This window comes from Pseudomonas sp. PB101, assembly GCF_009764265.1.
In the GTDB taxonomy this organism is placed as follows: Bacteria; Pseudomonadota; Gammaproteobacteria; order Pseudomonadales; family Pseudomonadaceae; genus Aquipseudomonas.
Window position 1 is genome coordinate 65,101 of record NZ_RWIR01000007.1, and the last position, 19,517, is coordinate 84,617.

Here is a 19,517-nt window from a genome sequence, read left to right on the forward strand (position 1 = left end):
TCAGTCATGAACGGCTTCTCCGGTCTTTTTACTTTTGAACATATCCAGTGCCAGCATGACCGCGCCTACAGTGATTGCACTGTCAGCAAAGTTGAACGCCGGGAAATACCAGCGATTCTGCCAATGCACCAGAATGAAATCGATCACATGGCCCAGGGCAATGCGGTCATACAGATTGCCCAGCGCGCCGCCGAGCACCAGTGCCAGCGCAACCGCCAGCCAGGTCTCGTTGCGCCCCAGACGCTTGAGCCACACCACCAGCACCGCACTGACCACTACTGCGATCAACGCGAACAGCCAGCGCTGCCAGCCGGAGCTGTCAGCCAGGAAGCTGAACGCCGCGCCGGTGTTGTAGGCCAGGGTCCAGCTGAAGTAATCGGGGATGATCACGATCTGCTGGTACATCTGGAGCTTGTCTTCGAAGTAGAACTTGCTGGCCTGGTCGATGACCAGGACCAGCAAGCTCAACCAGAGCCAGCTCAGCCGTCCGAAACGGCCAACGGCATTAGGCATAGTGACGAACCTCGCCAGCGCCGCTGATGTTGTCGACGCAACGACCGCAGATCTCCGGATGCTCCGGGTTCACACCGACGTCTTCACGGCAGTGCCAGCAGCGGGAGCACTTGGCGTGGGCCGACTTGACGATCTTCAGCTTCAGGCCGCTGACTTCGGTGACCACGGCATCGGCCGGCGCCTGCGCCAATGGCGCGACACTGGCGGTCGAAGTGATCAGCACGAAGCGCAGTTCGTTGCTCAGTTTGGCCAGGTCGGCGGTCAACGCGTCTTCGGCGAACAGCGTCACTTCGGCTTGCAGGTTGCCACCGACAGCCTTGGCTGCACGCTGGATTTCCATTTCCTTGTTGACCGCGACCTTGACCGCCATGATGCGGTCCCAGTAAGCGCGATCCAGCTCGAAGCCTTCCGGCAATTCGCTCAGGCCTTCGTACCAGGTGTTGAGCATGACAGACTCGTTACGCTCGCCCGGCAGGTACTGCCACAGTTCGTCGGCGGTGAACGCCAGGATCGGCGCGATCCAGCGCACCAGCGCCTCGGAGATGTGGAACAGCGCGGTCTGGCACGAACGGCGGGCCTTGCTGTCGGCGCCAGTGGTGTACTGACGGTCCTTGATGATGTCGAGATAGAAACCACCCAGCTCCTGCACGCAGAAGTTGTGGATCTTCGAGTACACGTTCCAGAAGCGGTATTCGCCGTAGTGCTCTTGCAGCTCGCGTTGCAGCAGCAGCGTACGGTCCACGGCCCAACGGTCCAGTGCCAGCATTTCTTCGGCCGGCAGCAGGTCGGTGGCCGGGTTGAAGCCGGTCAGGTTGGAAAGCAGGAATCGTGCGGTGTTGCGAATGCGGCGGTAGGCGTCCGCACTGCGTTGCAGGATTTGCTCGGAAACCGCCATTTCACCGGAATAGTCGGTCGAAGCGACCCACAGACGCATGATGTCGGCGCCCAGGGTGTCGTTGACTTTCTGCGGCGCGATCACGTTGCCCAGGGACTTGGACATCTTGCGGCCGGACTCGTCGACCGTGAAGCCGTGGGTCAGCAGTTCGCGGTACGGCGCGTGGTTGTCGATGGCGCAACCGGTCAGCAGCGACGAGTGGAACCAGCCACGGTGTTGGTCCGAGCCTTCCAGGTACAGGTCGGCGCGTGGACCGGTTTCGTGGCCCATCGGGTGCGAACCGCGCAGGACGTGCCAGTGCGTGGTGCCCGAGTCGAACCAGACGTCCAGGGTGTCGCTGATCTTGTCGTACTGCGGTGCTTCAGCGCCCAGCAGCTCGGCAGCGTCCAGCTTGAACCAGGCTTCGATGCCTTCGCCTTCAACGCGCTTGGCAACTTCTTCCATCAGTTCGACGGTACGTGGATGCAGCTCGCCGCTTTCCTTGTTCAGGAAGAACGGGATCGGCACGCCCCAGTTGCGCTGACGGGAGATGCACCAGTCAGGACGATTGGCGATCATCGAGTGCAGGCGCGCCTGGCCCCAGGCCGGAACGAACTGGGTCTCTTCGATGGCCTTGAGCGAACGCTGGCGCAGGGTATCGCCAGTGGTCGGCTGCTTGTCCATGCCGATGAACCACTGCGCGGTCGCGCGGTAGATCAGCGGGGTCTTGTGGCGCCAGCAATGCATGTAGCTGTGTTCGATGACGGTGGTGTGCAGCAGCGCACCGACTTCGGTCAGTTTTTCGACGATGGCCGGGTTGGCCTTCCAGATGAACTGGCCGCCGAAAAACTCCAGCGACGGCACGTACACGCCGTTGCTTTGTACCGGGTTGAGGATGTCATCGTTGACCATGCCGTATTTCTTGCAGGTCACGAAGTCGTCCACGCCGTAGGCCGGAGCGGAGTGAACCACACCGGTGCCGGCGCCCAGTTCAACGTAGTCGGCCAGGTAAACTGGCGACAGACGATCGTAGAACGGGTGACGGAAGTTGATCAGTTCGAGCTCTTTACCGGTGGTGTTCGCGATGACCGAGCCTTCCAGCGAGTAGCGCGCCAGGCACGACTCGACCAGTTCTTCAGCCAGTACCAGCAGCTTGTCGCCGACGTCGACCAGGGCGTAGTTGAATTCCGGGTGGACGTTCAACGCCTGGTTCGCAGGGATGGTCCACGGGGTGGTGGTCCAGATCACGATCGAGGCAGGCTTGGCCAGGGTTGGCAGACCGAAGGCGGCAGCCAGTTTGGCTTCGTCGGCAATCGGGAACGCCACGTCGATGGTCGAGGACTTCTTGTTCTCGTACTCGACTTCCGCTTCGGCCAGGGCCGAACCGCAATCGAAGCACCAGTTCACGGGTTTCAGGCCCTTGAACACGAAACCGCCCTTGACGATTTCAGCCAAGGCACGGATTTCGCCGGCCTCGTTCTTGAAATCCATGGTCTTGTACGGGTTGGCAAAGTCACCCAGCACACCCAGACGGATGAACTCGGACTTCTGGCCTTCGATCTGCTCGGTGGCGTAGGCACGGCACAGTTCGCGGGTCTTGTCGGCGCCCAGGTTCTTGCCGTGGGTCACTTCGACCTTGTGCTCGATCGGCAGGCCGTGGCAATCCCAGCCCGGAATGTAAGGCGCGTCGAAGCCCGACAGGGTCTTCGAGCGGATGATCATGTCCTTGAGAATCTTGTTCAGCGCATGACCGATGTGAATCGTGCCGTTGGCGTACGGAGGGCCGTCGTGCAGTACGAACTTCGGACGATCCTTGCCAATCTCGCGCAACTTTCCGTACAGGCCAATGCTGTCCCAGCGCTGCAGAATCTGCGGTTCGCGCTGAGGCAGGCCGGCCTTCATTGGGAAGGCGGTGTCCGGAAGGTTTAGCGTGGCTTTATAGTCGGTCATTTAAGGCTCTTCATTAGCGATGGGCGCTAGGTGCGGCTAGTGCACGGGCGGCGGCGACATCCGCGTTGATCGCCGTTTTCAGCGCCTCCAGAGAGGCGAATCGCTGCTCTTCACGCAGCTTGTGGTGGAAAACCACCGTTAAACGCCGGTCGTACAGATCGCCGGCAAAATCTAAAAGATGCACTTCCAGGTGGGCTTTGCCATCACCTTGAACCGTGGGCCGCACGCCGATATTGGCGACGCCGGGCCAGGTCTTGCCGTCGATCTCGACGTCCACCAGATAAACCCCGGTGAACGGCACGCGACGACGCTTGAGTTGTATGTTGGCGGTGGGCGTACCCAACTGCCGAGCGAGTTTCTGGCCATGCAATACACGACCGGCGATTCGGTACGGCCGCCCGAGCAAGCGCTCGGCCAGGGCGAAATCCGCCGCGGCCAGGGCATTGCGGACCTGCGTGCTGCTGACCCGAATGCCATCGAGCTCGACGGTTTGCGCCGCTTCGACGGTAAAGCCCTGGAGGATGCCGGCCTGTAGCAGGAAGTCGAAATCTCCCGCCCGGTCACAACCGAAACGGAAGTCATCACCGACCTCCAGGTGCTGGACACCCAGCCCATCCACCAGGATGGTATCGACGAACTCGCTGGCACTGAGCTTGCTCAGGCGCTGGTTGAAGGCCAGGCACAGAACACGGTCGACGCCTTCGGCGGCCAACAATTGCAGCTTGTCCCGCAGACGGGCCAGACGGGCCGGCGCAGTCTCCGGAGCGAAGAACTCGCGCGGCTGCGGCTCGAAAATCACCACGCAACTGGGCACGCCCAACTCGAGCGCACGCTCACGCAGGCGCGCCAGGATAGCCTGGTGGCCACGGTGTACACCGTCAAAGTTGCCAATAGTGGCGACACAGCCCCGATGCTGGGGGCGCAGATTGTGGAGGCCTCGAACCAGCTGCATAACGCGCTTCTTGCTCATAAAGTGGTCGATTATAACCACACCCGGCGGCCGACGACAGGCAACACCGTAACCCAAAGTGATCGAGCCGACAAAACCGCCGGCTCGCCCGTGTTTATCGAGGCCAGAACCTCTATCCCAGCGCCTTGCGATTGAAGTCGCGCAAACGGAAGCCCATCAACACTAACATGCCGAAATAAGCCACCACACCGGCAACGACCAAGGCACCCAGACGCAGGAAACGCTCAAGCATCTGCCCTTCGCCCCAGGCCGGCATGAAATGCATCCCTGCCAGCAACACGCCAGACATCACCGAGACCGCTATCACCAGCTTCAAGCCGAACTTTGCCCAGCCCGGCTGCGGCTGGTACATCTGCTGCTTGCGCAATTGATAGAAGAGCAAGCCTGCATTGAGACAGGCGCCGGCGCTGATGGCCAGTGCCAGGCCCGCGTGAGCCAGCGGACCGATCAGCAACAAGTTGAACAACTGGGTGACGACCAGCGTGAAAATTGCGATTTTCACCGGCGTGCGGATGTTTTGTTGCGCATAAAACCCCGGTGCCAGCACTTTGATCACGATGATCCCGAGCAAACCGACGGAATAAGCGATCAGTGCGCGCTGGGTCATGGCGGCATCATGGGCATCGAACTGGCCGTACTGGAACAGCGAAACCGTCAGCGGCTCGGCCAGAATCCCCAGCGCCAGGGCGCAAGGCAATACCAGCACGAAGCACAGGCGCAGGCCCCAATCGAGGATGCGCGAGTACTCCTGGCGATCCTTGCTGGCGTAGGTCTTGGCCAGAGTCGGCAGCAGAATTGTCCCCAACGCGACGCCCAGAACACCAGACGGCAACTCCATCAGGCGGTCGGCGTAGTACATCCAGGACACGGAACCGGCGACCAGGAACGAAGCGAAAATAGTGTTGATGATCAGCGAAATCTGACTCACCGACACCCCGAGGATCGCCGGCAGCATCTGCTTCATTACCCGCCACACGCCTGTATCGCGCAGATTAAGGCGCGGCAGCACCAGCATGCCGATCTTTTTCAGGTGCGGCAGCTGATAGAGCAGCTGCGCCAAGCCACCGACCAGTACCGCCCAGCCGAGCGCCATCACGGGAGGATCGAAATACGGTGTCAGGAACAACGCAAAGATGATCATGCTGACGTTGAGCAGGGTCGGCACGAACGCCGGCACCGAAAAACGGTTCCAGGTATTGAGGATCGCGCCCGCCAATGACGACAGGGAGATCAGCAATATGTAAGGAAAGGTCACCCGCAATAGATTGGACGTGAGCTCGAATTTTTCCGGAGTATCGGTGAATCCCGGCGCAGTCACCCAAATGACCCAGGGCGCGGCAAGCATGCCCAGCGCCGTGACCAGCGCCAGCACCAGCGTCAACAAACCCGAAACGTAGGCAATGAAGGTGCGCGTCGCCTCTTCGCCCTGCTGGCTTTTGTATTCCGCAAGAATCGGCACGAAGGCTTGGGAAAAAGCCCCTTCAGCGAAGATCCGGCGCAGCAGATTGGGCAATTTGAAGGCGATGAAGAAGGCGTCCGTCGCCATTCCCGCGCCAAATGTGCGCGCAATGAGGGTGTCTCGAACAAATCCCAGAATCCGGGAAAGCATCGTGATAGAGCTGACGGCGGCCAACGATTTGAGCAGATTCATGGAAGAAGTTTGTGCCTGTCGATAAACAGCAGGCGAACAATGCGCCTACTTGTGCGATACTCCGCGCCGCAACAGCACAGAGCCAAAGCTCGCGAGTTTACAGGTCAAGCGCCGGAAATAAATATCCCGCCTCTTCATACCTACCACTTAGCGGAACGTTTCAAGCGCCCTTGACAAGACTTCTCTTCATCGGCATGATTCGCGGCCTATTTTGTTTGCTATTTCCTAAAAAGTCTTTCGAGGAGCTCGACGGTGGCCAACTCACCTTCCGCCAAAAAACGTGCAAAACAGGCTGAGAAGCGTCGCAGCCACAACGCCAGCCTGCGTTCCATGGTTCGTACCTACATCAAGAATGTAGTTAAGGCCATCGACGCAAAAGACGCTGAAAAAGCTCAAGCTGCATACGTTCTGGCTGTGCCAGTTATCGACCGCATGGCCGATAAAGGCATCATCCACAAGAACAAGGCTGCTCGCCATAAGAGCCGTTTGAATGGCCACGTTAAGGCCCTGAACGTTGCCGCTGCTGCCTAAGCGACTCGTTCATTAAAAAACCGACCTCAGGGTCGGTTTTTTATTGTCTGCGATTTGATGGGCACAAAAAAACTGTAGGAGCGAGCCTGCTCGCGATGGACGTCAACGATAACACGGGGCACCAGACAGCCCATGTCGCCCATGCGTCCCTCGCGAGCAAGCTCGCTCCTACAGAGTTCGATTTACATCAGGTTATTGGGCGTGCGCCCACGGCAAGATCGGAATCGCCGTCACCGCATTCTGCGGACTACCCTCGATCAAACGATCGCTATACACCAGGTACACCAGCGTATTGCGCTTCTTGTCTAGGAAGCGCACCACCTGCATGGTCTTGAACACCAGGGACGTGCGCTCCTTGAACACCTCGTCGCCATCCTTGAGCTCACCCTTGAAGCTGATCGGCCCGACCTGGCGACAAGCGATGGACGCCTCGGCACGATCCTCGGCCAACCCCAGGCCACCCTTCACACCGCCCGTCTTGGCGCGCGACAGATAGCAAGTCACGCCGTCGACCTTGGGATCATCAAAGGCCTCGACCACGATCCGGTCATTCGGCCCGACGAACTTGAACACCGTCGACACCTGACCGATTTCCTCGGCCGAGGCCAGCAATGGCATCGCCAACAGCAATCCCAACAATCCTTTTGCCACGCGCATTCAGGTATTCCTTCAGACCAGGATCAGGTTATCGCGGTGAACCAGTTCCGGTTCCGCCATGTAACCCAACAGACCGACAATCGCCTCGGACGACTGACCGATGATTTTTTGCGCTTCCAGCGCACTGTAGTTCGCCAGGCCACGGGCAATCTCACGACCGTCCGGCGCCACGCAGACCACCATTTCGCCACGACGGAAGCTGCCCTGCACCAATTTGACCCCGACCGGCAGCAAGCTCTTGTTGCCCTGGGACAACGCGGTCACCGCCCCCGCATCCAGCACCAGGGTGCCACGGGTTTGCAGATGACCGGCCAGCCACTGCTTGCGCGCCGCCAGCATGCCGCGCTCTGGCGACAGCAAGGTGCCGATGCGCTCGCCAGCCTTGAGACGATCCAGCACGCGCTCGATCCGCCCACCGACGATGATGGTGTGAGCACCCGAACGGGCCGCCAGACGCGCAGCGCGCAGCTTGGTCTGCATGCCACCACGCCCCAGCGCCCCGCCCGTACCGCCCGCCACCGCATCGAGCGCCGGATCATCGGCACGCGCTTCGTAGATCAGCCGGGCATCCGGATTGTTGCGCGGATCGGCGTCGAACATGCCATCGCGATCCGTCAGGATCACCAGCAAGTCCGCCTCGACCAGGTTGGCCACCAGCGCCGCCAGGGTGTCGTTGTCACCAAAACGGATTTCGTCGGTGACCACGGTGTCGTTCTCGTTGATCACCGGGATGACCTTGAGCTCGACCAGCGCACGCAAGGTGCTGCGGGCATTGAGGTAGCGCTTGCGGTCGGACAGGTCGTCATGGGTCAGGAGAATCTGAGCCGTATGCCGGCCATGCTCGGCAAAGCTCGACTCCCAGGCCTGCACCAGCCCCATCTGACCGATTGCGGCGGCGGCCTGAAGCTCGTGCATCGCACTGGGTCGCGAGGTCCAGCCCAGACGGCTCATGCCGGCCGCCACCGCCCCGGAGGACACCAGCACCAGCTCGACGCCCGCCTCATGCAAGGCCACCATCTGCTCAACCCAGACACCCATTGCCGCGCGATCCAGGCCCTTGCCGTCCGCCGTCAGCAAAGCGCTGCCGATCTTCACGACCCAACGCTGCGCACCTGTCACCTTGCTCCGCATCATCTTCAACCTTAGCTTGAGGGCAGCGCGACCTGGCACTGCCCGTGACGTTATTCGTGGTTATTCGTGACCAACAATCAATTTCCAGATACTAAAACGCCGCTCGATTGAGCGGCGCTTAAGTTTATCGCAACGAATCAGTCACGCACGTAAATGATTTCCGGACCGTCTTCGTCATCCACATCTTCTTCATCCCAGTCATCGTCGCCGATGTCGTGGACCGACTTCACGCCGCTGCGACGCAGGGCACGCTTGTCATCCAGCGCCTGCAGTTGCGCGCGGGCTTCATCTTCGATGCGCTGATCGAGATCAGCCAGCTCTTCCTTGTAGGCCGGGTCATTGGCCAGGCGATCGGCGCGATCTTCCATGTAACGCATGATGTCGTGGCACAGACGCTCGGTACCGAGCTTGGAGATGGCCGAGATCACGTAGACCGGACCCGTCCACTCCAGGCGATCAACGATTTCCTTGACGCGAGCATCGTGCTCTTCATCAAGGATCTGGTCGCACTTGTTCAGGACCAGCCAGCGATCACGCTCCGCCAGTGACGGGCTGAACTTGATCAGCTCGTTGACGATCACTTCAGCGGCATCCGGTGCGCTGGCGTCATCCAGCGGCGCCATGTCCACGAGATGCAGCAGCAGACGCGTACGCGCCAAGTGCTTAAGGAAGCGAATGCCCAGGCCCGCACCGTCGGAAGCACCCTCGATCAGACCCGGAATGTCCGCGACCACGAAGCTCTTCCAGCGATCGACACTGACCACACCCAGGTTCGGCACCAGCGTGGTGAACGGGTAATCGGCAACTTTCGGCTTGGCAGCCGACACCGAACGGATAAAGGTACTTTTACCGGCGTTCGGCAAGCCCAGCAGACCGACGTCAGCCAGTACTTTCATTTCCAGTTTCAGGTCGCGCTGCTCACCCGGCTTGCCCGGAGTGGTCTGGCGCGGCGCACGGTTGGTACTGGATTTGAAACGGGTGTTGCCCAGACCGTGCCAGCCGCCCTGCACTACCATCAATTTCTGACCGGCCTTGGTCAGGTCGCCAATGACTTCCTGAGTGGCAGAGTCGATCACCGTAGTACCGACCGGTACACGCAGGATCAGGTCCTCGCCCTTCTTGCCGGTGCAGTCGGTGCTGCCGCCGTTGGAGCCACGCTCGGCATCGAAGTGCCGGGTGTAACGGTAGTCGACCAGGGTGTTGAGGTTTTCGTCGGCCATCATGTAGATGGAACCGCCGTCACCGCCATCACCGCCGTTCGGGCCGCCGTTCTCGATAAATTTTTCCCGACGGAAACTCATGGCGCCATTGCCACCATCGCCGGCTTTTACGCGAATCGATACTTCATCAACAAACTTCATAACAAACGCCTCTCGCCATACGGACGAGCCGAAAAACAATCAAGACATAAGACTCTTGCAAAAATGAGCGCAGCGACCCCAAACCACGATACCTACATCGTACGCCGACAGCCCATACAAACAGCTTTGCAAGAGACTCACCCCACAAACGAAAAAGCCCCGTCGCGAGACAGGGCTTTTCCAGCGATCGCGCAATTAAGCGGCGATTACGCTCACGTAACGACGACCGAAGGCGCCTTTTACTTCGAACTTGATCACGCCTTCGACTTTAGCGAAGAGGGTGTGATCTTTACCCATGCCAACGCCGTAGCCAGCGTGGAATTGGGTGCCGCGCTGACGCACGATGATGTTGCCTGCTTTGATAGCCTGGCCGCCATACATCTTCACGCCAAGGCGTTTGGCTTCTGAGTCGCGACCGTTACGGGTACTACCACCAGCTTTTTTGTGTGCCATGAGTTCAATTCTCCTAGTGAGGAATTAGGCTGAAATTAAGCCTGAATACCGGTGATTTTGATCTCGGTGTACCACTGGCGGTGGCCCATACGCTTCATGTGGTGCTTACGACGACGGAACTTGATGATGCGGACTTTATCGTGACGACCTTGGGAGATCACTTCAGCCACAACGGTAGCGCCAGCAACAACTGGAGCGCCGATATTCACGTCGTCACCGTTGGCAACCAACAGAACGCGATCAAAGGTAACGGATTCGCCGGTAGCGATTTCCAGTTTTTCGATCTTCAGGTATTCACCTGGAGCGACTTTGTACTGCTTGCCGCCAGTAACGATTACTGCATAAGACATGGTATTTCTCCGATAATCCTGCTCACCCAGCTCTTTATAAGAAGAGGTATTGGCTGGCATGGCTGCATGGGGCTGGAGGCCCGTTTGCAATTGCGTAAGGCAGGTGCTGCCCAGGAAGTTCAGGGTGCGCGATTGTACGCAAGCCACGAGCGCCTTGCAAGGGGCCGTCCATCGCGCCTTGACAGGCCCGGACGTGGGTCCTAGCATGCCGCGCAACCCTTCTGGAGCGACTGTCGCTGATGCAACCCCAAGCTTTCTACCGCGCGGTGGCGGACGATTTTAGCGCCGTCGACGGCATCATCAAGAAGCAGCTGACTTCGCGCGTGCCGCTTGTCTCGAAAATCGGCGATTACATCACCTCGGCCGGCGGCAAACGCCTGCGTCCTTTATTGGTGCTGCTGTGCGGCAAGGCCCTGGGTCGCGAAGGCGATGACCTGCGCCTGCTGGCCGCGACCATCGAGTTTCTGCACACCGCCACCCTGCTGCATGACGACGTCGTCGACATGTCCGGCATGCGCCGTGGCCGCTCGACCGCCAACGCCATGTGGGGCAACGCCCCGAGTGTGCTGGTGGGCGACTTCCTGTACTCGCGTTCCTTCGAAATGATGGTCGAGCTGGGCTCCATGCCGGTGATGAAGATCCTTTCGCAAGCCACGCGCATCATCGCCGAAGGCGAAGTGTTGCAGCTGTCGAAGGTGCGTGACGCCAGCACCACCGAAGAAACCTACATGGAAGTCATCCGCGGCAAGACCGCGATGCTCTTCGAAGCCTCGACCCACAGTGCCGCCGCCCTGTGCCAGGCCACGCCGGAACAGGCCGAAGCCCTGCGTACGTTCGGTGATCACCTGGGCGTGGCCTTCCAACTGGTCGACGACCTGCTCGACTACAAGGGCGACGCCGAAACCCTGGGCAAGAACGTCGGTGACGATCTCGCCGAAGGCAAGCCGACCCTGCCGCTGATCTACACCATGCGCGAAGGCACGCCGGAACAGGCCGCCCTGGTGCGCAAGGCGATCCAGAAAGGCGGAATCGAAGACCTGGAAAGCATCCGCGAAGCCGTGGAAGCCTCGGGCTCGCTGGAGTACACCGCGCAACTGGCCCGCGATTACGTGGCCCGCGCGATCAAGTGCCTCGACGCGCTGCCTGCCAGCGAATACCGCGATGCACTGGTTGAACTGAGCGAGTTCGCGGTCGCGCGTACGCACTGATCCGCTTTTCGCAGGAGCCGGCTTGCTGGCGATCGCATCACCGGAGTGTTCCTGACACACCGAGGCGCATGCATCGCCAGCAAGCCGGCTCCTACAGTCCCACCTCCCTGCAATAAAACCCTATATAATGTGCGCTTTTTAGCGATCCTGAATCCAAGGAGCCTTAGTGAGCACGTTGCCACCCTGCCCGAAATGCAATTCCGAATACACCTATGAAGACGGCGCCCAGCTGATCTGCCCCGAGTGCGCCCACGAATGGTCCGCCAGCGGTGAAGCCGAAGCGACATCCGATGACGCAGTAAAAAAGGATTCGGTCGGCAATGTCCTGCAGGACGGCGACACCATCACAGTGATCAAGGACCTCAAGGTCAAGGGTACGTCTTTGGTGGTCAAGGTCGGCACCAAGGTCAAGAACATCCGCCTGTGCGATGGCGACCACGATATCGATTGCAAGATCGACGGCATTGGCCCGATGAAACTCAAGTCCGAGTTCGTCAGAAAAGTCTGAGCCTGCTGTTTTCCATCCCGCGCCCGGCGTGGGATGGCACCTCCCCTCCCCGCTTCCCCCAGTAAACCCTCGCAATAGCCAAACGCCAGCCCCTTTGACTTGACGCAATCTTTACCCGGAAAAAAGCGCAATCCGCCAATAGGCCCTTGCTATTTGATGAATAAGAATTATTCTCATCAAACCTTCAATGGAGATGAGAACCATGACTTATTTGATCGATGCCTGGCTGGACCGCCCACACCCTTACCTCAGGATCCTGCATCGGGAAACCGGGGAAGTCTGTGCCGTGCTGGAAGAAGAAGCCTTGAGTGAATTGCAGGATCAGGGTGACCTGGACGTCAGCGGCCTGAGCTCCAGCGAACCGGTGGTGCTCAAGGAACTGGTGCGTAACCTGTTTCTGTTCTGCTATGCCCGGGCGTTGCGCCCGTCGCACGATCTGAACCATAAGATCGAGATATGAAACACCATAAAAACTGTAGGAGCGAGCTTGCTCGCGAAGAACTCAAACACACCGCGTTCATTCAGAATGGCCGCGTAATCGTTGACGCCCATCGCGAGCAGGCTCGCTCCTACAGATACAGCTAATCAGCGGGTCTTACAGAACGTCGAGCAGCTCGACGTCGAACACCAGTACGCTGTGCGGCGGGATGCCGCCAACGCCTTGAGCGCCGTAAGCCAGTTCGCTCGGCACGTACAGGCGCCATTTGCTGCCGGCGTTCATCAGTTGCAGGGCTTCGGTCCAGCCGGCGATCACGCCGCCAACCGGGAACTCTGCAGGCTGGCCGCGCTCGTAGGAGCTGTCGAACACAGTGCCGTCGATCAGGGTGCCGTGGTAGTGGGTACGCACGGTGTCTTCACGGGATGGCTTGGCGCCTTCGCCAGCGGTCAGCACTTCGAACTGCAGGCCGGAAGCCAGAGTGGTGATGCCTTCACGCTTGGCGTTTTCAGCCAGGAAAGCCAGGCCTTCGCCAGCGGCCGCTTCAGCCTTGGCTGCAGCTTCGGCCTGCATGATTTCGCGGATGACCTTGAAGCTGGCGGACATCTCTTCCTGACCCACACGGCTTGGTTTGCTGGCGAATGCGTCGGTCAGACCGGCCAGGATCGCGTCCAGGCTTACACCCGGTGGCGGGTTGTCGCGCAGTTGGTCGCCCAGCTGACGGCCAATGCCGTAGCTGACGCGGGTTTCGTCGGTGGACAGATTTACTTCGGACATGACACTGCTCCGCTGTGCGGACGACTCGGGAACAAGCCGTGCGTACACAGCGCGCCCCGGAGCGCCCGGAACCAAAAGGGCCAGCAGACTAGCACAGATGTCATGCGATTGATGAAGGACGTCAGGCGATCGGCACCTTCAGGTTTTCCTCCACGTCGGCAACCAGCCCGCACATTTCGTCATGCACGACCGTGTGCACGAGGTTGAAATGCAACTTGGGAAAGGAGCGCAGCACATCACGGGCATGCTCCACCGAACGCAGGTTCATCATGTGCCCGTGCGTATCGCTCAAGGGATACGCCGCGCCATGCATCCGTGCTTCCAGCAGGTAAATGCCCCCCTCCATGGAGATCAGGTTCAGCTCATCGACCTTCCCGGCGATGGCATAGGCATTCAACTCTTGCAGGTTCATGAACGCACCTCACGCTATGGCGAGCCAACACACTTACAGGGATAGGCTTCGGCGCTTCATAGCACAAGACACAAACGAAGCCGCCCGTCTGTTTTGCACACCACAATGAGAAGTTGAAATCAGTGCTTGGTGACTTTATCCAGGTAGCCCATGGCAAATGCCGAGACCACGAAAGTCATGTGGATGATCACGTACCACTGCAGATGCTCAGGATCGACGTTCTTGGCGTCCATGAAGATGCGCAACAGGTGAATGGACGAGATGGCCACGATCGATGCGGCCACCTTCATCTTCAGCGACGAAGAGTCCATGGTGCCCAGCCAGTTGAGCTTTTCCTTGGAGTCGTCGATATCCAGTTGCGAGACAAAGTTCTCGTAGCCGGAAATCATCACCATCACCAGCAAACCGCCCACCAGCGCCATGTCGATCAGCGACAGCAGCACCAGGATCAAGTCCGATTCGGCCATCGAAAACACGTTCGGGATGACGTGGAAGACTTCCTGGAAGAATTTCAGTGCCAGCGCCAACAGCCCGAGGGACAGACCGAAATAGATCGGCGCCAGCAGCCAGCGCGAGGCGTACATTGCATTTTCGATAAAGCGTTCCATTGAATCTCACATGTTGGGCTGTAAACGGTCGCGAGTATACCAGCCCGCCGTCCGTACCCAGAAGCAGTCAGAAATCGTCGAAAAATCCGTCACCTGCGCCTGTGTGCCAAGGTTTTTCTGCTAGTGTCCAAATCATTGAACGCTCAGTGATATCGGACAGGAAGACTGGAAATGGATGTGCGATTGCCTTTGACGAGTGCCGGAGTTTGCCTGGCGCTACTGCTAAGCGGCTGCTCACCCAGCGATGAAAAACGCCAGGTCAGCCTCGCAGAGAAAACCGCGCAGTTCGAAAAGTCGCTGGATGCCATCCAGGATCCGCGGCTCAAGGATGCCGTGTCGGAGCTGGGCGGCTCGCTGTTGCTGCTCGAACGCGCGCAACTCAAGCTCGACAGCAAACCGCTGGAAACCGAATACGGCGAAGACGCCCTCGCCATGCTCAAGCACTACCCGACCCCACAGGCCCTGGTCGACACCTACATCAACGGGTTGTTCGTGCTGCAAAAGGACTCCAGCTCCGACTACCTGACCGACCTGCAACCGGTATTTCCCTTCACGTTCAGCGCTCCCGCCACGTTTTTGTTTCCCCATGGCCTGGAATGGCAGTCGGTCACCCTGAGCAATAAGCGAGTGATCCCCTTCCAGCCGGAATGGTCGGAAACCGACCCCGGCATTCAACTCAGCCCATCGAGCTCCAACCTGACCAACCCCGATGACCTGACCATCGCCTACCCCTTCATCGATGGCCTCGACATCGACAAGAAAAAACAGCCGCAGCCCGTGAGCCTGCAGGGTAAGGTCGAAGTCATAGCGCCCCGCCGGCTCTACAGTTTCGACCTGACGAAAAAGGACATCGGCCAGACCCGCAGCAATGACAACCTGAGCGTTACCCTGCTCACGCTGACGAACAACTACGCGGAAATCGAATACAACAACAGCGCGCCGCTGGCGCCTGAGGTCAGTGAAACACCGCTGAATCCGCTGATCGTCCAGGCCAGGGACACGACCGGGCAATACATCTCGCGCGCAGGCTCGATCAACGAAGCCGCGGCGCAAATTGCCTTCTATCGGCAGCAGTTGGCCAAGATGCAGCAACAAAAGAGTTGGAGCGAGGCACTGGAAAAACAACTCGACGAAGAACAACGCACTTTTGAGAAACAGCAGACTCGACACTATTCGAAGGTGTACTTCAACGGGACCATCGAAACCCTCGAAGTCAACATCCTGGATTTTTCGGCTGCCAGCGTTACCCGCAAGGACCTCGACCTGCCCGTCCGGCGCTTCGATGCCGACACCACGGACAAGGCCATTGAGCCCTTGAACCTGCCCGTGGTGGTCTATGACGATCAGGCGGCGACCTGGTTGAAAGGGGCAACGTTGAGCGAGGATCAACTGAAAAAGAACGTCAGCATCAGTCAGTCGGTCGATGACCCCAGCGCTGCGCGAATCGAGTTTACTCATTTGCGCAGTTTCAACGATGAACTGCTGGGCACATCGTTCAACCCTGGTGATAGCCCGGTGAGTTTCTTTACCGAAGACGCGGGTGGCAAACGCGACGAGCCGATCGAGCTGCCGCCCGAGGCGTACCAGATCGATCCCCTGCGCGGCACCATCACTTATGATCTGAACCTGTTTCCAGAAACGCCGGCCTACGCGGTAGGTTCGATGCCGCTGTTCCTGGCCACAGTCGAGCAAAAAACCATCGAAGGCCGTCAATTGCCCAAGGGGCTTGAGCTCAAAGGCAATGCACTGGTGGTGGACCTGAAGGCATTTCCTGCCCAGGACTGGCGTTTTTTCGCCAAGGACGACAGCGGCAATTACCTGAAGGAAATTCTATCGGTCAGCCATGACGCGAGCGCACAGGGCCCGGCGCAGTTTGCCGTGCATTACTTCTACGGGCAGCCAACGCGCCTGGAAACCTATCAGCGCACTGACCTCGCCACCGTGCAATATGGTTACGAGGTCAAACTCGACAAGGCCGACATGACGCGCCTTGATCAATAGTGCGACTCAATGCTCGGGGTGAAACTCGAAGCCACCCACGTTACGGCAGCGACCACCGTTGATTTCCCGCAACTGGGCTTGCAGGTGCAGGCACCAGATCTGCGGATCGTCGGCCAACTCGTAGCCGTGCAGGGTCAGGCTTTCAACGATGGTGTCGAGGATTGATTCAGCAGCGAACGGACCGTGAAACGGGCCTTGGGCCTTGATGGCCGAAGGTTGTTCACCGGCCATTCCGGCGGCGAACAGCAGAGTCCACATGCCGGTGTCTCCCGCCAGCGGACGGATGGCACATTCGATACGGGTCACAAGGCCCAGGCATTGACGGGTGAGGCAGAGGTTGCGCGACATGGCGGCGACCCTCGGTAGATCCGGTATTCAGCCCCCATGTGAAGGCTGTTTCGATCCTGTGATTACTGTCGATATCCCTGAGCTGAGAATAGAAGAAAAGTCTGGCCTGTAAGCCGAGTGAGACCGAAAGGCGCCGAATGGTCATAGTGTGAATATTGACGTCATTTCGACGACGCTTTTCGACGTTCGCTACAAAAAAATGTGGGAGCGAATTCGCTCCCACAAGGATTGCACGGTTTCAAATCAACGATGTGTCAAGCCGGCTTGGTTTCCGCCAGTGCCTCTTGCGCCAACTCCTTCTCGGCTTCTTTCAGATCCTCTTCGCTGATCATTTCCGCGATAACCCGCAGGCGCTCCACGACCCGCGCGTTCACGCTGCCTTCAGGGAACTCGCCATTCTCGTCCGGCTCGCCGGCCGGTTCACCGACCAACAGGCTCAAGGCTTCATCGGCCTGGCGAACCGCGTAGACATGAAACTGCCCCGCGCGCACCGCCGCCAACACCTTCTCGTCGAGCATCAGCGTGGCGACGTTGGCTTGAGGGATGATCGCCCCCTGCTCGCCAGTCAAACCGCGGGCCTCGCACAGACGGAAGAAGCCCTCGATCTTCTCGTTGACTCCGCCGACCGCCTGCACTTCGCCGAACTGGTTGATCGAACCGGTGATGGCAAAGCACTGCTTGAGCGGGGTTTTCGACAAGGCCGAGATCAGCGTGCAGGCCTCGCCCAAGGAAGCACTGTCGCCATCGACATAACCGTAGGATTGCTCCAGGGCGATGCTCGCGGAAATCGCCAGCGGGAACTCCTGGGCGTAGCGGCTGCCCAGATAACCGGTAAGGATCATCACGCCTTTGGAGTGGATCGGCTGGCCGAGGTTGACCTCGCGCTCGATGTCGACGATTCCGCTGCCACCGGGGTACACCGTGGCGGAAATCCGCGCCGGCACACCGAAAGCCGAATCGCCGACCTCCAGCACGGTCAAGCCGTTGCACTTGCCGACCGCGGCGCCATCGGTGTCGATCAGGATGATCCCGGCCAGCATGTCGTCGAGAATCCGCGCCGAAACCCGGCCGGTCCGCGTGGCCTTGGCCTTGAGCGCACGCTCGATGTGCCCGGCGTCGGTCATTTCATCAGCGGCCAGATGGCGGATGAAGTCCGCCTCGCTGACCAGTTGGAACAAGTCACCGATACGCGCCGACAAGCGCCCCTGATGCTCGGCCAGACGGGCACTGTAGGTCGCCAGGCGCGCCACCGCATCGGCGGTCAGCGGCGCCATGCCTTCTTCGGAAGTACGGGTCTTGAGCAACTGGGCGAACTGCTCCAGGCTCTCGTCGACCATCGGGATGTCTTCGTCGAAATCCACCAGGACGCGGAACATCTCCTGGAAGTCCGGATCGAGGTCCTGCAGCGTGTAATACAGCTGGCGGGCACCGATGATGACGACTTTGACCTGCAACGGAATGTGTTGCGGTGTCAGGGTCACGGTGGCCAGGCGGCCCATCTCGCCCAATGGCGATTCCATTTTCAGCTTGCGCGATTGCAGGGCGCGTTTCAGTGCGTCCCACACGAATGGCTCGCTGAGCATCTTGTCCGCTTCAAGGATCAGGAAACCACCGTTGGCCCGGTGCAGGGCACCCGGCCGCAGTTGGCGGTAGGTGGTGTACAGCGCGCCCTGGTCGGTGCTGTATTCGATACGACCGAAGAGGTTTTCGTAGGTCGGGTGCGGCTCGAACACCACCGGCGCACCGCCGCTGGCCGAGTGACCGACCACCAGGCTCGGCGCGTACTGTTCTTCCAGCAACTTGCGGGCAACTGCGTCGGTCTTGCTGTCGTCCACCAACTGCTCGACCACGGTCTTGAGCAAATACACCTGCATGGCTTGCAGATAACCGCAAACCGCGGCGTTCTCGGCGTACTTCTCCGACAATGGCGACAACAATGGCTGCAAGGCCAGGGTGATGGTTTCTTCGTTCAGATGACGCAGCTGGTTGCTCGACTCGCGCTTCCATTGCGGCAGGCTGGCGAGTTCTTCGTTCAGGCGTTCCTCGAGTGCCGAAATGTCCTCGTGAAAGCGTTCGCGCTCGGCTTCCGGCAACTGGGCGAATTCAGCTTCGTCCAGCGCCTTGCCGTCGCCCATCGGGGTGAAGGCGATATTGCTGGCGTCGCGGTAGAGCGCGACGTCCTTCTCCAGCGCCAGGCGCTCGATCACGTCCAGGGCCTTGTCGTAGCGCTGGTTGAAGGCGCGGTCGATGCTGCTTTTCTTCTGCTGGTAGGACGGGTGCTCGAAGACTGCCGGAAACGTCGCCAGCAGGTTGTCGATCAAGCCGTTGATGTCACCGATGAAGGCACCGGCGGTACCCGACGGCAGTTCCAGTGCGCGCGGCTCGCGAGGCTCATCGAAATTGTTGACGTAGACCCAGTCCGCTGGGGTCTGCAGGCGCTTGCCTTCGGCCTTGAGGTAGCGTTTGACGAACGAGAACCGGCCGGTGCCGGGCTCGCCCATGACAAATACGTTGTAACCGGGGCGTGGCATGGCCACACCGAACTGCAAGGCTTCGACCGCACGTTCCTGGCCAAGCACACCGCGAAAGGGCTCCAGATCATTGGTGGTAGAGAAGCTGAACTGTTCAGCGGAAAACGGACGGGTCAGCGCTTCGGGCGCTAGACGCAAGCTGGCAGCAACAGGATCAGGCATCGGGCTTCCTTACAATCAGGCGGGGCAGATGGCAGCATTCTGGCGCTGCCCATGCCCGACTGGCAAGGAGCGCCGCAGGCCTGAG

19 protein-coding genes are annotated in these 19,517 nt (G+C 59.6%); 5 read left to right on the forward strand and 14 right to left on the reverse strand.

Translation table 11 applies throughout. The features are described 5' to 3' along the window. The 4 genes from lspA to murJ all read right to left on the reverse strand — a co-directional run bounded on the left by lspA (position 1) and on the right by murJ (position 5,958). The gene (lspA, locus tag EI969_RS01740; RefSeq protein ID WP_150716718.1) at positions 1-513 is read right to left on the reverse strand and encodes a signal peptidase II; all 513 of its coding nucleotides are present in this window, start codon (positions 511-513) and stop codon (positions 1-3) included. Next, positions 506-3,337, reverse strand: coding sequence for an isoleucine--tRNA ligase (ileS, locus tag EI969_RS01745; protein ID WP_160385660.1), 2,832 nt, complete (start codon positions 3,335-3,337; stop codon positions 506-508). The genes lspA and ileS overlap by 8 nt, the downstream gene beginning before the upstream one ends. Positions 3,338-3,350: 13 nt before the next feature. After that, on the reverse strand, positions 3,351-4,289 hold the full coding sequence (ribF, locus tag EI969_RS01750) for a bifunctional riboflavin kinase/FAD synthetase (RefSeq protein WP_160385661.1): 939 nt from the start codon (positions 4,287-4,289) through the stop codon (positions 3,351-3,353). Positions 4,290-4,419: 130 nt separating this feature from the next. Continuing rightward, positions 4,420-5,958 (reverse strand): murein biosynthesis integral membrane protein MurJ, encoded by a 1,539-nt coding sequence (murJ, locus tag EI969_RS01755; protein ID WP_160385662.1) that lies wholly within the window; start codon positions 5,956-5,958, stop codon positions 4,420-4,422. A 252-nt stretch (positions 5,959-6,210) separates the two neighbouring features. Between murJ and rpsT the strand changes: the two genes are divergently transcribed. Further along, positions 6,211-6,489: a 30S ribosomal protein S20 gene (gene rpsT / locus EI969_RS01760; protein ID WP_020798646.1), complete on the forward strand. Its 279-nt coding sequence runs from the start codon at positions 6,211-6,213 to the stop codon at positions 6,487-6,489. A 192-nt stretch (positions 6,490-6,681) separates the two neighbouring features. Here the strand turns inward: rpsT and EI969_RS01765 are convergent, their stop codons facing one another. The 5 genes from EI969_RS01765 to rplU all read right to left on the reverse strand — a co-directional run bounded on the left by EI969_RS01765 (position 6,682) and on the right by rplU (position 10,441). Then, a complete protein-coding gene (locus EI969_RS01765; RefSeq protein WP_008022496.1) occupies positions 6,682-7,146 on the reverse strand; it encodes a CreA family protein in 465 nt (154 codons plus the stop codon). 12 nt (positions 7,147-7,158) lie between these two features. Then, a complete protein-coding gene (gene proB, locus EI969_RS01770; protein WP_160385794.1) occupies positions 7,159-8,277 on the reverse strand; it encodes a glutamate 5-kinase in 1,119 nt (372 codons plus the stop codon). A gap of 137 nt (positions 8,278-8,414) precedes the next feature. After that, complete coding sequence (cgtA, locus tag EI969_RS01775) at positions 8,415-9,638, reverse strand: Obg family GTPase CgtA (protein ID WP_150716722.1); 1,224 nt, start codon at positions 9,636-9,638, stop codon at positions 8,415-8,417. 195 nt (positions 9,639-9,833) lie between these two features. Next, positions 9,834-10,091 (reverse strand): 50S ribosomal protein L27, encoded by a 258-nt coding sequence (gene rpmA / locus EI969_RS01780; RefSeq protein ID WP_003205738.1) that lies wholly within the window; start codon positions 10,089-10,091, stop codon positions 9,834-9,836. A 35-nt stretch (positions 10,092-10,126) separates the two neighbouring features. Next, the gene (gene rplU / locus EI969_RS01785; protein ID WP_003176051.1) at positions 10,127-10,441 is read right to left on the reverse strand and encodes a 50S ribosomal protein L21; all 315 of its coding nucleotides are present in this window, start codon (positions 10,439-10,441) and stop codon (positions 10,127-10,129) included. 239 nt (positions 10,442-10,680) lie between these two features. Here rplU and EI969_RS01790 point away from each other — a divergent pair, with 239 nt between their 5' ends. The 3 genes from EI969_RS01790 to EI969_RS01800 all read left to right on the forward strand — a co-directional run bounded on the left by EI969_RS01790 (position 10,681) and on the right by EI969_RS01800 (position 12,617). Then, positions 10,681-11,649: a polyprenyl synthetase family protein gene (locus tag EI969_RS01790; RefSeq protein ID WP_160385663.1), complete on the forward strand. Its 969-nt coding sequence runs from the start codon at positions 10,681-10,683 to the stop codon at positions 11,647-11,649. A gap of 166 nt (positions 11,650-11,815) precedes the next feature. Beyond that, on the forward strand, positions 11,816-12,157 hold the full coding sequence (locus EI969_RS01795) for a zinc ribbon domain-containing protein YjdM (protein WP_034148223.1): 342 nt from the start codon (positions 11,816-11,818) through the stop codon (positions 12,155-12,157). A gap of 202 nt (positions 12,158-12,359) precedes the next feature. Then, positions 12,360-12,617, forward strand: coding sequence for a hypothetical protein (locus EI969_RS01800; RefSeq protein WP_150716723.1), 258 nt, complete (start codon positions 12,360-12,362; stop codon positions 12,615-12,617). A gap of 135 nt (positions 12,618-12,752) precedes the next feature. On the opposite strand, the gene EI969_RS01805 is transcribed toward EI969_RS01800, so the two are convergent. The 3 genes from EI969_RS01805 to EI969_RS01815 all read right to left on the reverse strand — a co-directional run bounded on the left by EI969_RS01805 (position 12,753) and on the right by EI969_RS01815 (position 14,390). Beyond that, entirely contained in the window at positions 12,753-13,370 is a 618-nt protein-coding gene (locus EI969_RS01805; RefSeq protein ID WP_108231230.1) for an FKBP-type peptidyl-prolyl cis-trans isomerase, read from the reverse strand. A 121-nt stretch (positions 13,371-13,491) separates the two neighbouring features. Beyond that, entirely contained in the window at positions 13,492-13,782 is a 291-nt protein-coding gene (locus EI969_RS01810) for a DUF6482 family protein (RefSeq protein ID WP_160385664.1), read from the reverse strand. A 119-nt stretch (positions 13,783-13,901) separates the two neighbouring features. Then, positions 13,902-14,390 (reverse strand): TIGR00645 family protein, encoded by a 489-nt coding sequence (locus EI969_RS01815; protein WP_007970904.1) that lies wholly within the window; start codon positions 14,388-14,390, stop codon positions 13,902-13,904. A 171-nt stretch (positions 14,391-14,561) separates the two neighbouring features. Between EI969_RS01815 and EI969_RS01820 the strand changes: the two genes are divergently transcribed. Continuing rightward, a complete protein-coding gene (locus tag EI969_RS01820) occupies positions 14,562-16,391 on the forward strand; it encodes a hypothetical protein (RefSeq protein ID WP_160385665.1) in 1,830 nt (609 codons plus the stop codon). Between the two features lie 6 nt (positions 16,392-16,397). Here the strand turns inward: EI969_RS01820 and EI969_RS01825 are convergent, their stop codons facing one another. Both EI969_RS01825 and EI969_RS01830 read right to left on the reverse strand, forming a co-directional pair. After that, positions 16,398-16,739: a hypothetical protein gene (locus tag EI969_RS01825; protein ID WP_160385666.1), complete on the reverse strand. Its 342-nt coding sequence runs from the start codon at positions 16,737-16,739 to the stop codon at positions 16,398-16,400. Between the two features lie 254 nt (positions 16,740-16,993). After that, entirely contained in the window at positions 16,994-19,432 is a 2,439-nt protein-coding gene (locus tag EI969_RS01830) for a Lon protease family protein (RefSeq protein WP_160385667.1), read from the reverse strand. Between the last annotated feature and the right edge of the window lie 85 nt (positions 19,433-19,517).

Excerpts from the sequence above, each read along its gene's own strand:
- lspA (WP_150716718.1), bottom strand. The coding sequence starts at position 513 with ATGCCTAATGCCGTTGGCCGTTTCGGACGGCTGAGCTGGCTCTGGTTG.
- EI969_RS01810 (WP_160385664.1), bottom strand. The coding sequence starts at position 13,782 with ATGAACCTGCAAGAGTTGAATGCCTATGCCATCGCCGGGAAGGTCGAT.
- EI969_RS01790 (WP_160385663.1), top strand. The coding sequence starts at position 10,681 with ATGCAACCCCAAGCTTTCTACCGCGCGGTGGCGGACGATTTTAGCGCC.
- EI969_RS01820 (WP_160385665.1), top strand. The coding sequence starts at position 14,562 with ATGGATGTGCGATTGCCTTTGACGAGTGCCGGAGTTTGCCTGGCGCTA.
- proB (WP_160385794.1), bottom strand. The coding sequence starts at position 8,277 with ATGCGGAGCAAGGTGACAGGTGCGCAGCGTTGGGTCGTGAAGATCGGC.
- EI969_RS01800 (WP_150716723.1), top strand. The coding sequence starts at position 12,360 with ATGACTTATTTGATCGATGCCTGGCTGGACCGCCCACACCCTTACCTC.
- ribF (WP_160385661.1), bottom strand. The coding sequence starts at position 4,289 with ATGCAGCTGGTTCGAGGCCTCCACAATCTGCGCCCCCAGCATCGGGGC.
- cgtA (WP_150716722.1), bottom strand. The coding sequence starts at position 9,638 with ATGAAGTTTGTTGATGAAGTATCGATTCGCGTAAAAGCCGGCGATGGT.
- EI969_RS01765 (WP_008022496.1), bottom strand. The coding sequence starts at position 7,146 with ATGCGCGTGGCAAAAGGATTGTTGGGATTGCTGTTGGCGATGCCATTG.
- EI969_RS01830 (WP_160385667.1), bottom strand. The coding sequence starts at position 19,432 with ATGCCTGATCCTGTTGCTGCCAGCTTGCGTCTAGCGCCCGAAGCGCTG.
- EI969_RS01815 (WP_007970904.1), bottom strand. The coding sequence starts at position 14,390 with ATGGAACGCTTTATCGAAAATGCAATGTACGCCTCGCGCTGGCTGCTG.
- rpmA (WP_003205738.1), bottom strand. The coding sequence starts at position 10,091 with ATGGCACACAAAAAAGCTGGTGGTAGTACCCGTAACGGTCGCGACTCA.
- EI969_RS01805 (WP_108231230.1), bottom strand. The coding sequence starts at position 13,370 with ATGTCCGAAGTAAATCTGTCCACCGACGAAACCCGCGTCAGCTACGGC.
- ileS (WP_160385660.1), bottom strand. The coding sequence starts at position 3,337 with ATGACCGACTATAAAGCCACGCTAAACCTTCCGGACACCGCCTTCCCA.
- murJ (WP_160385662.1), bottom strand. The coding sequence starts at position 5,958 with ATGAATCTGCTCAAATCGTTGGCCGCCGTCAGCTCTATCACGATGCTT.
- EI969_RS01825 (WP_160385666.1), bottom strand. The coding sequence starts at position 16,739 with ATGTCGCGCAACCTCTGCCTCACCCGTCAATGCCTGGGCCTTGTGACC.
- rplU (WP_003176051.1), bottom strand. The coding sequence starts at position 10,441 with ATGTCTTATGCAGTAATCGTTACTGGCGGCAAGCAGTACAAAGTCGCT.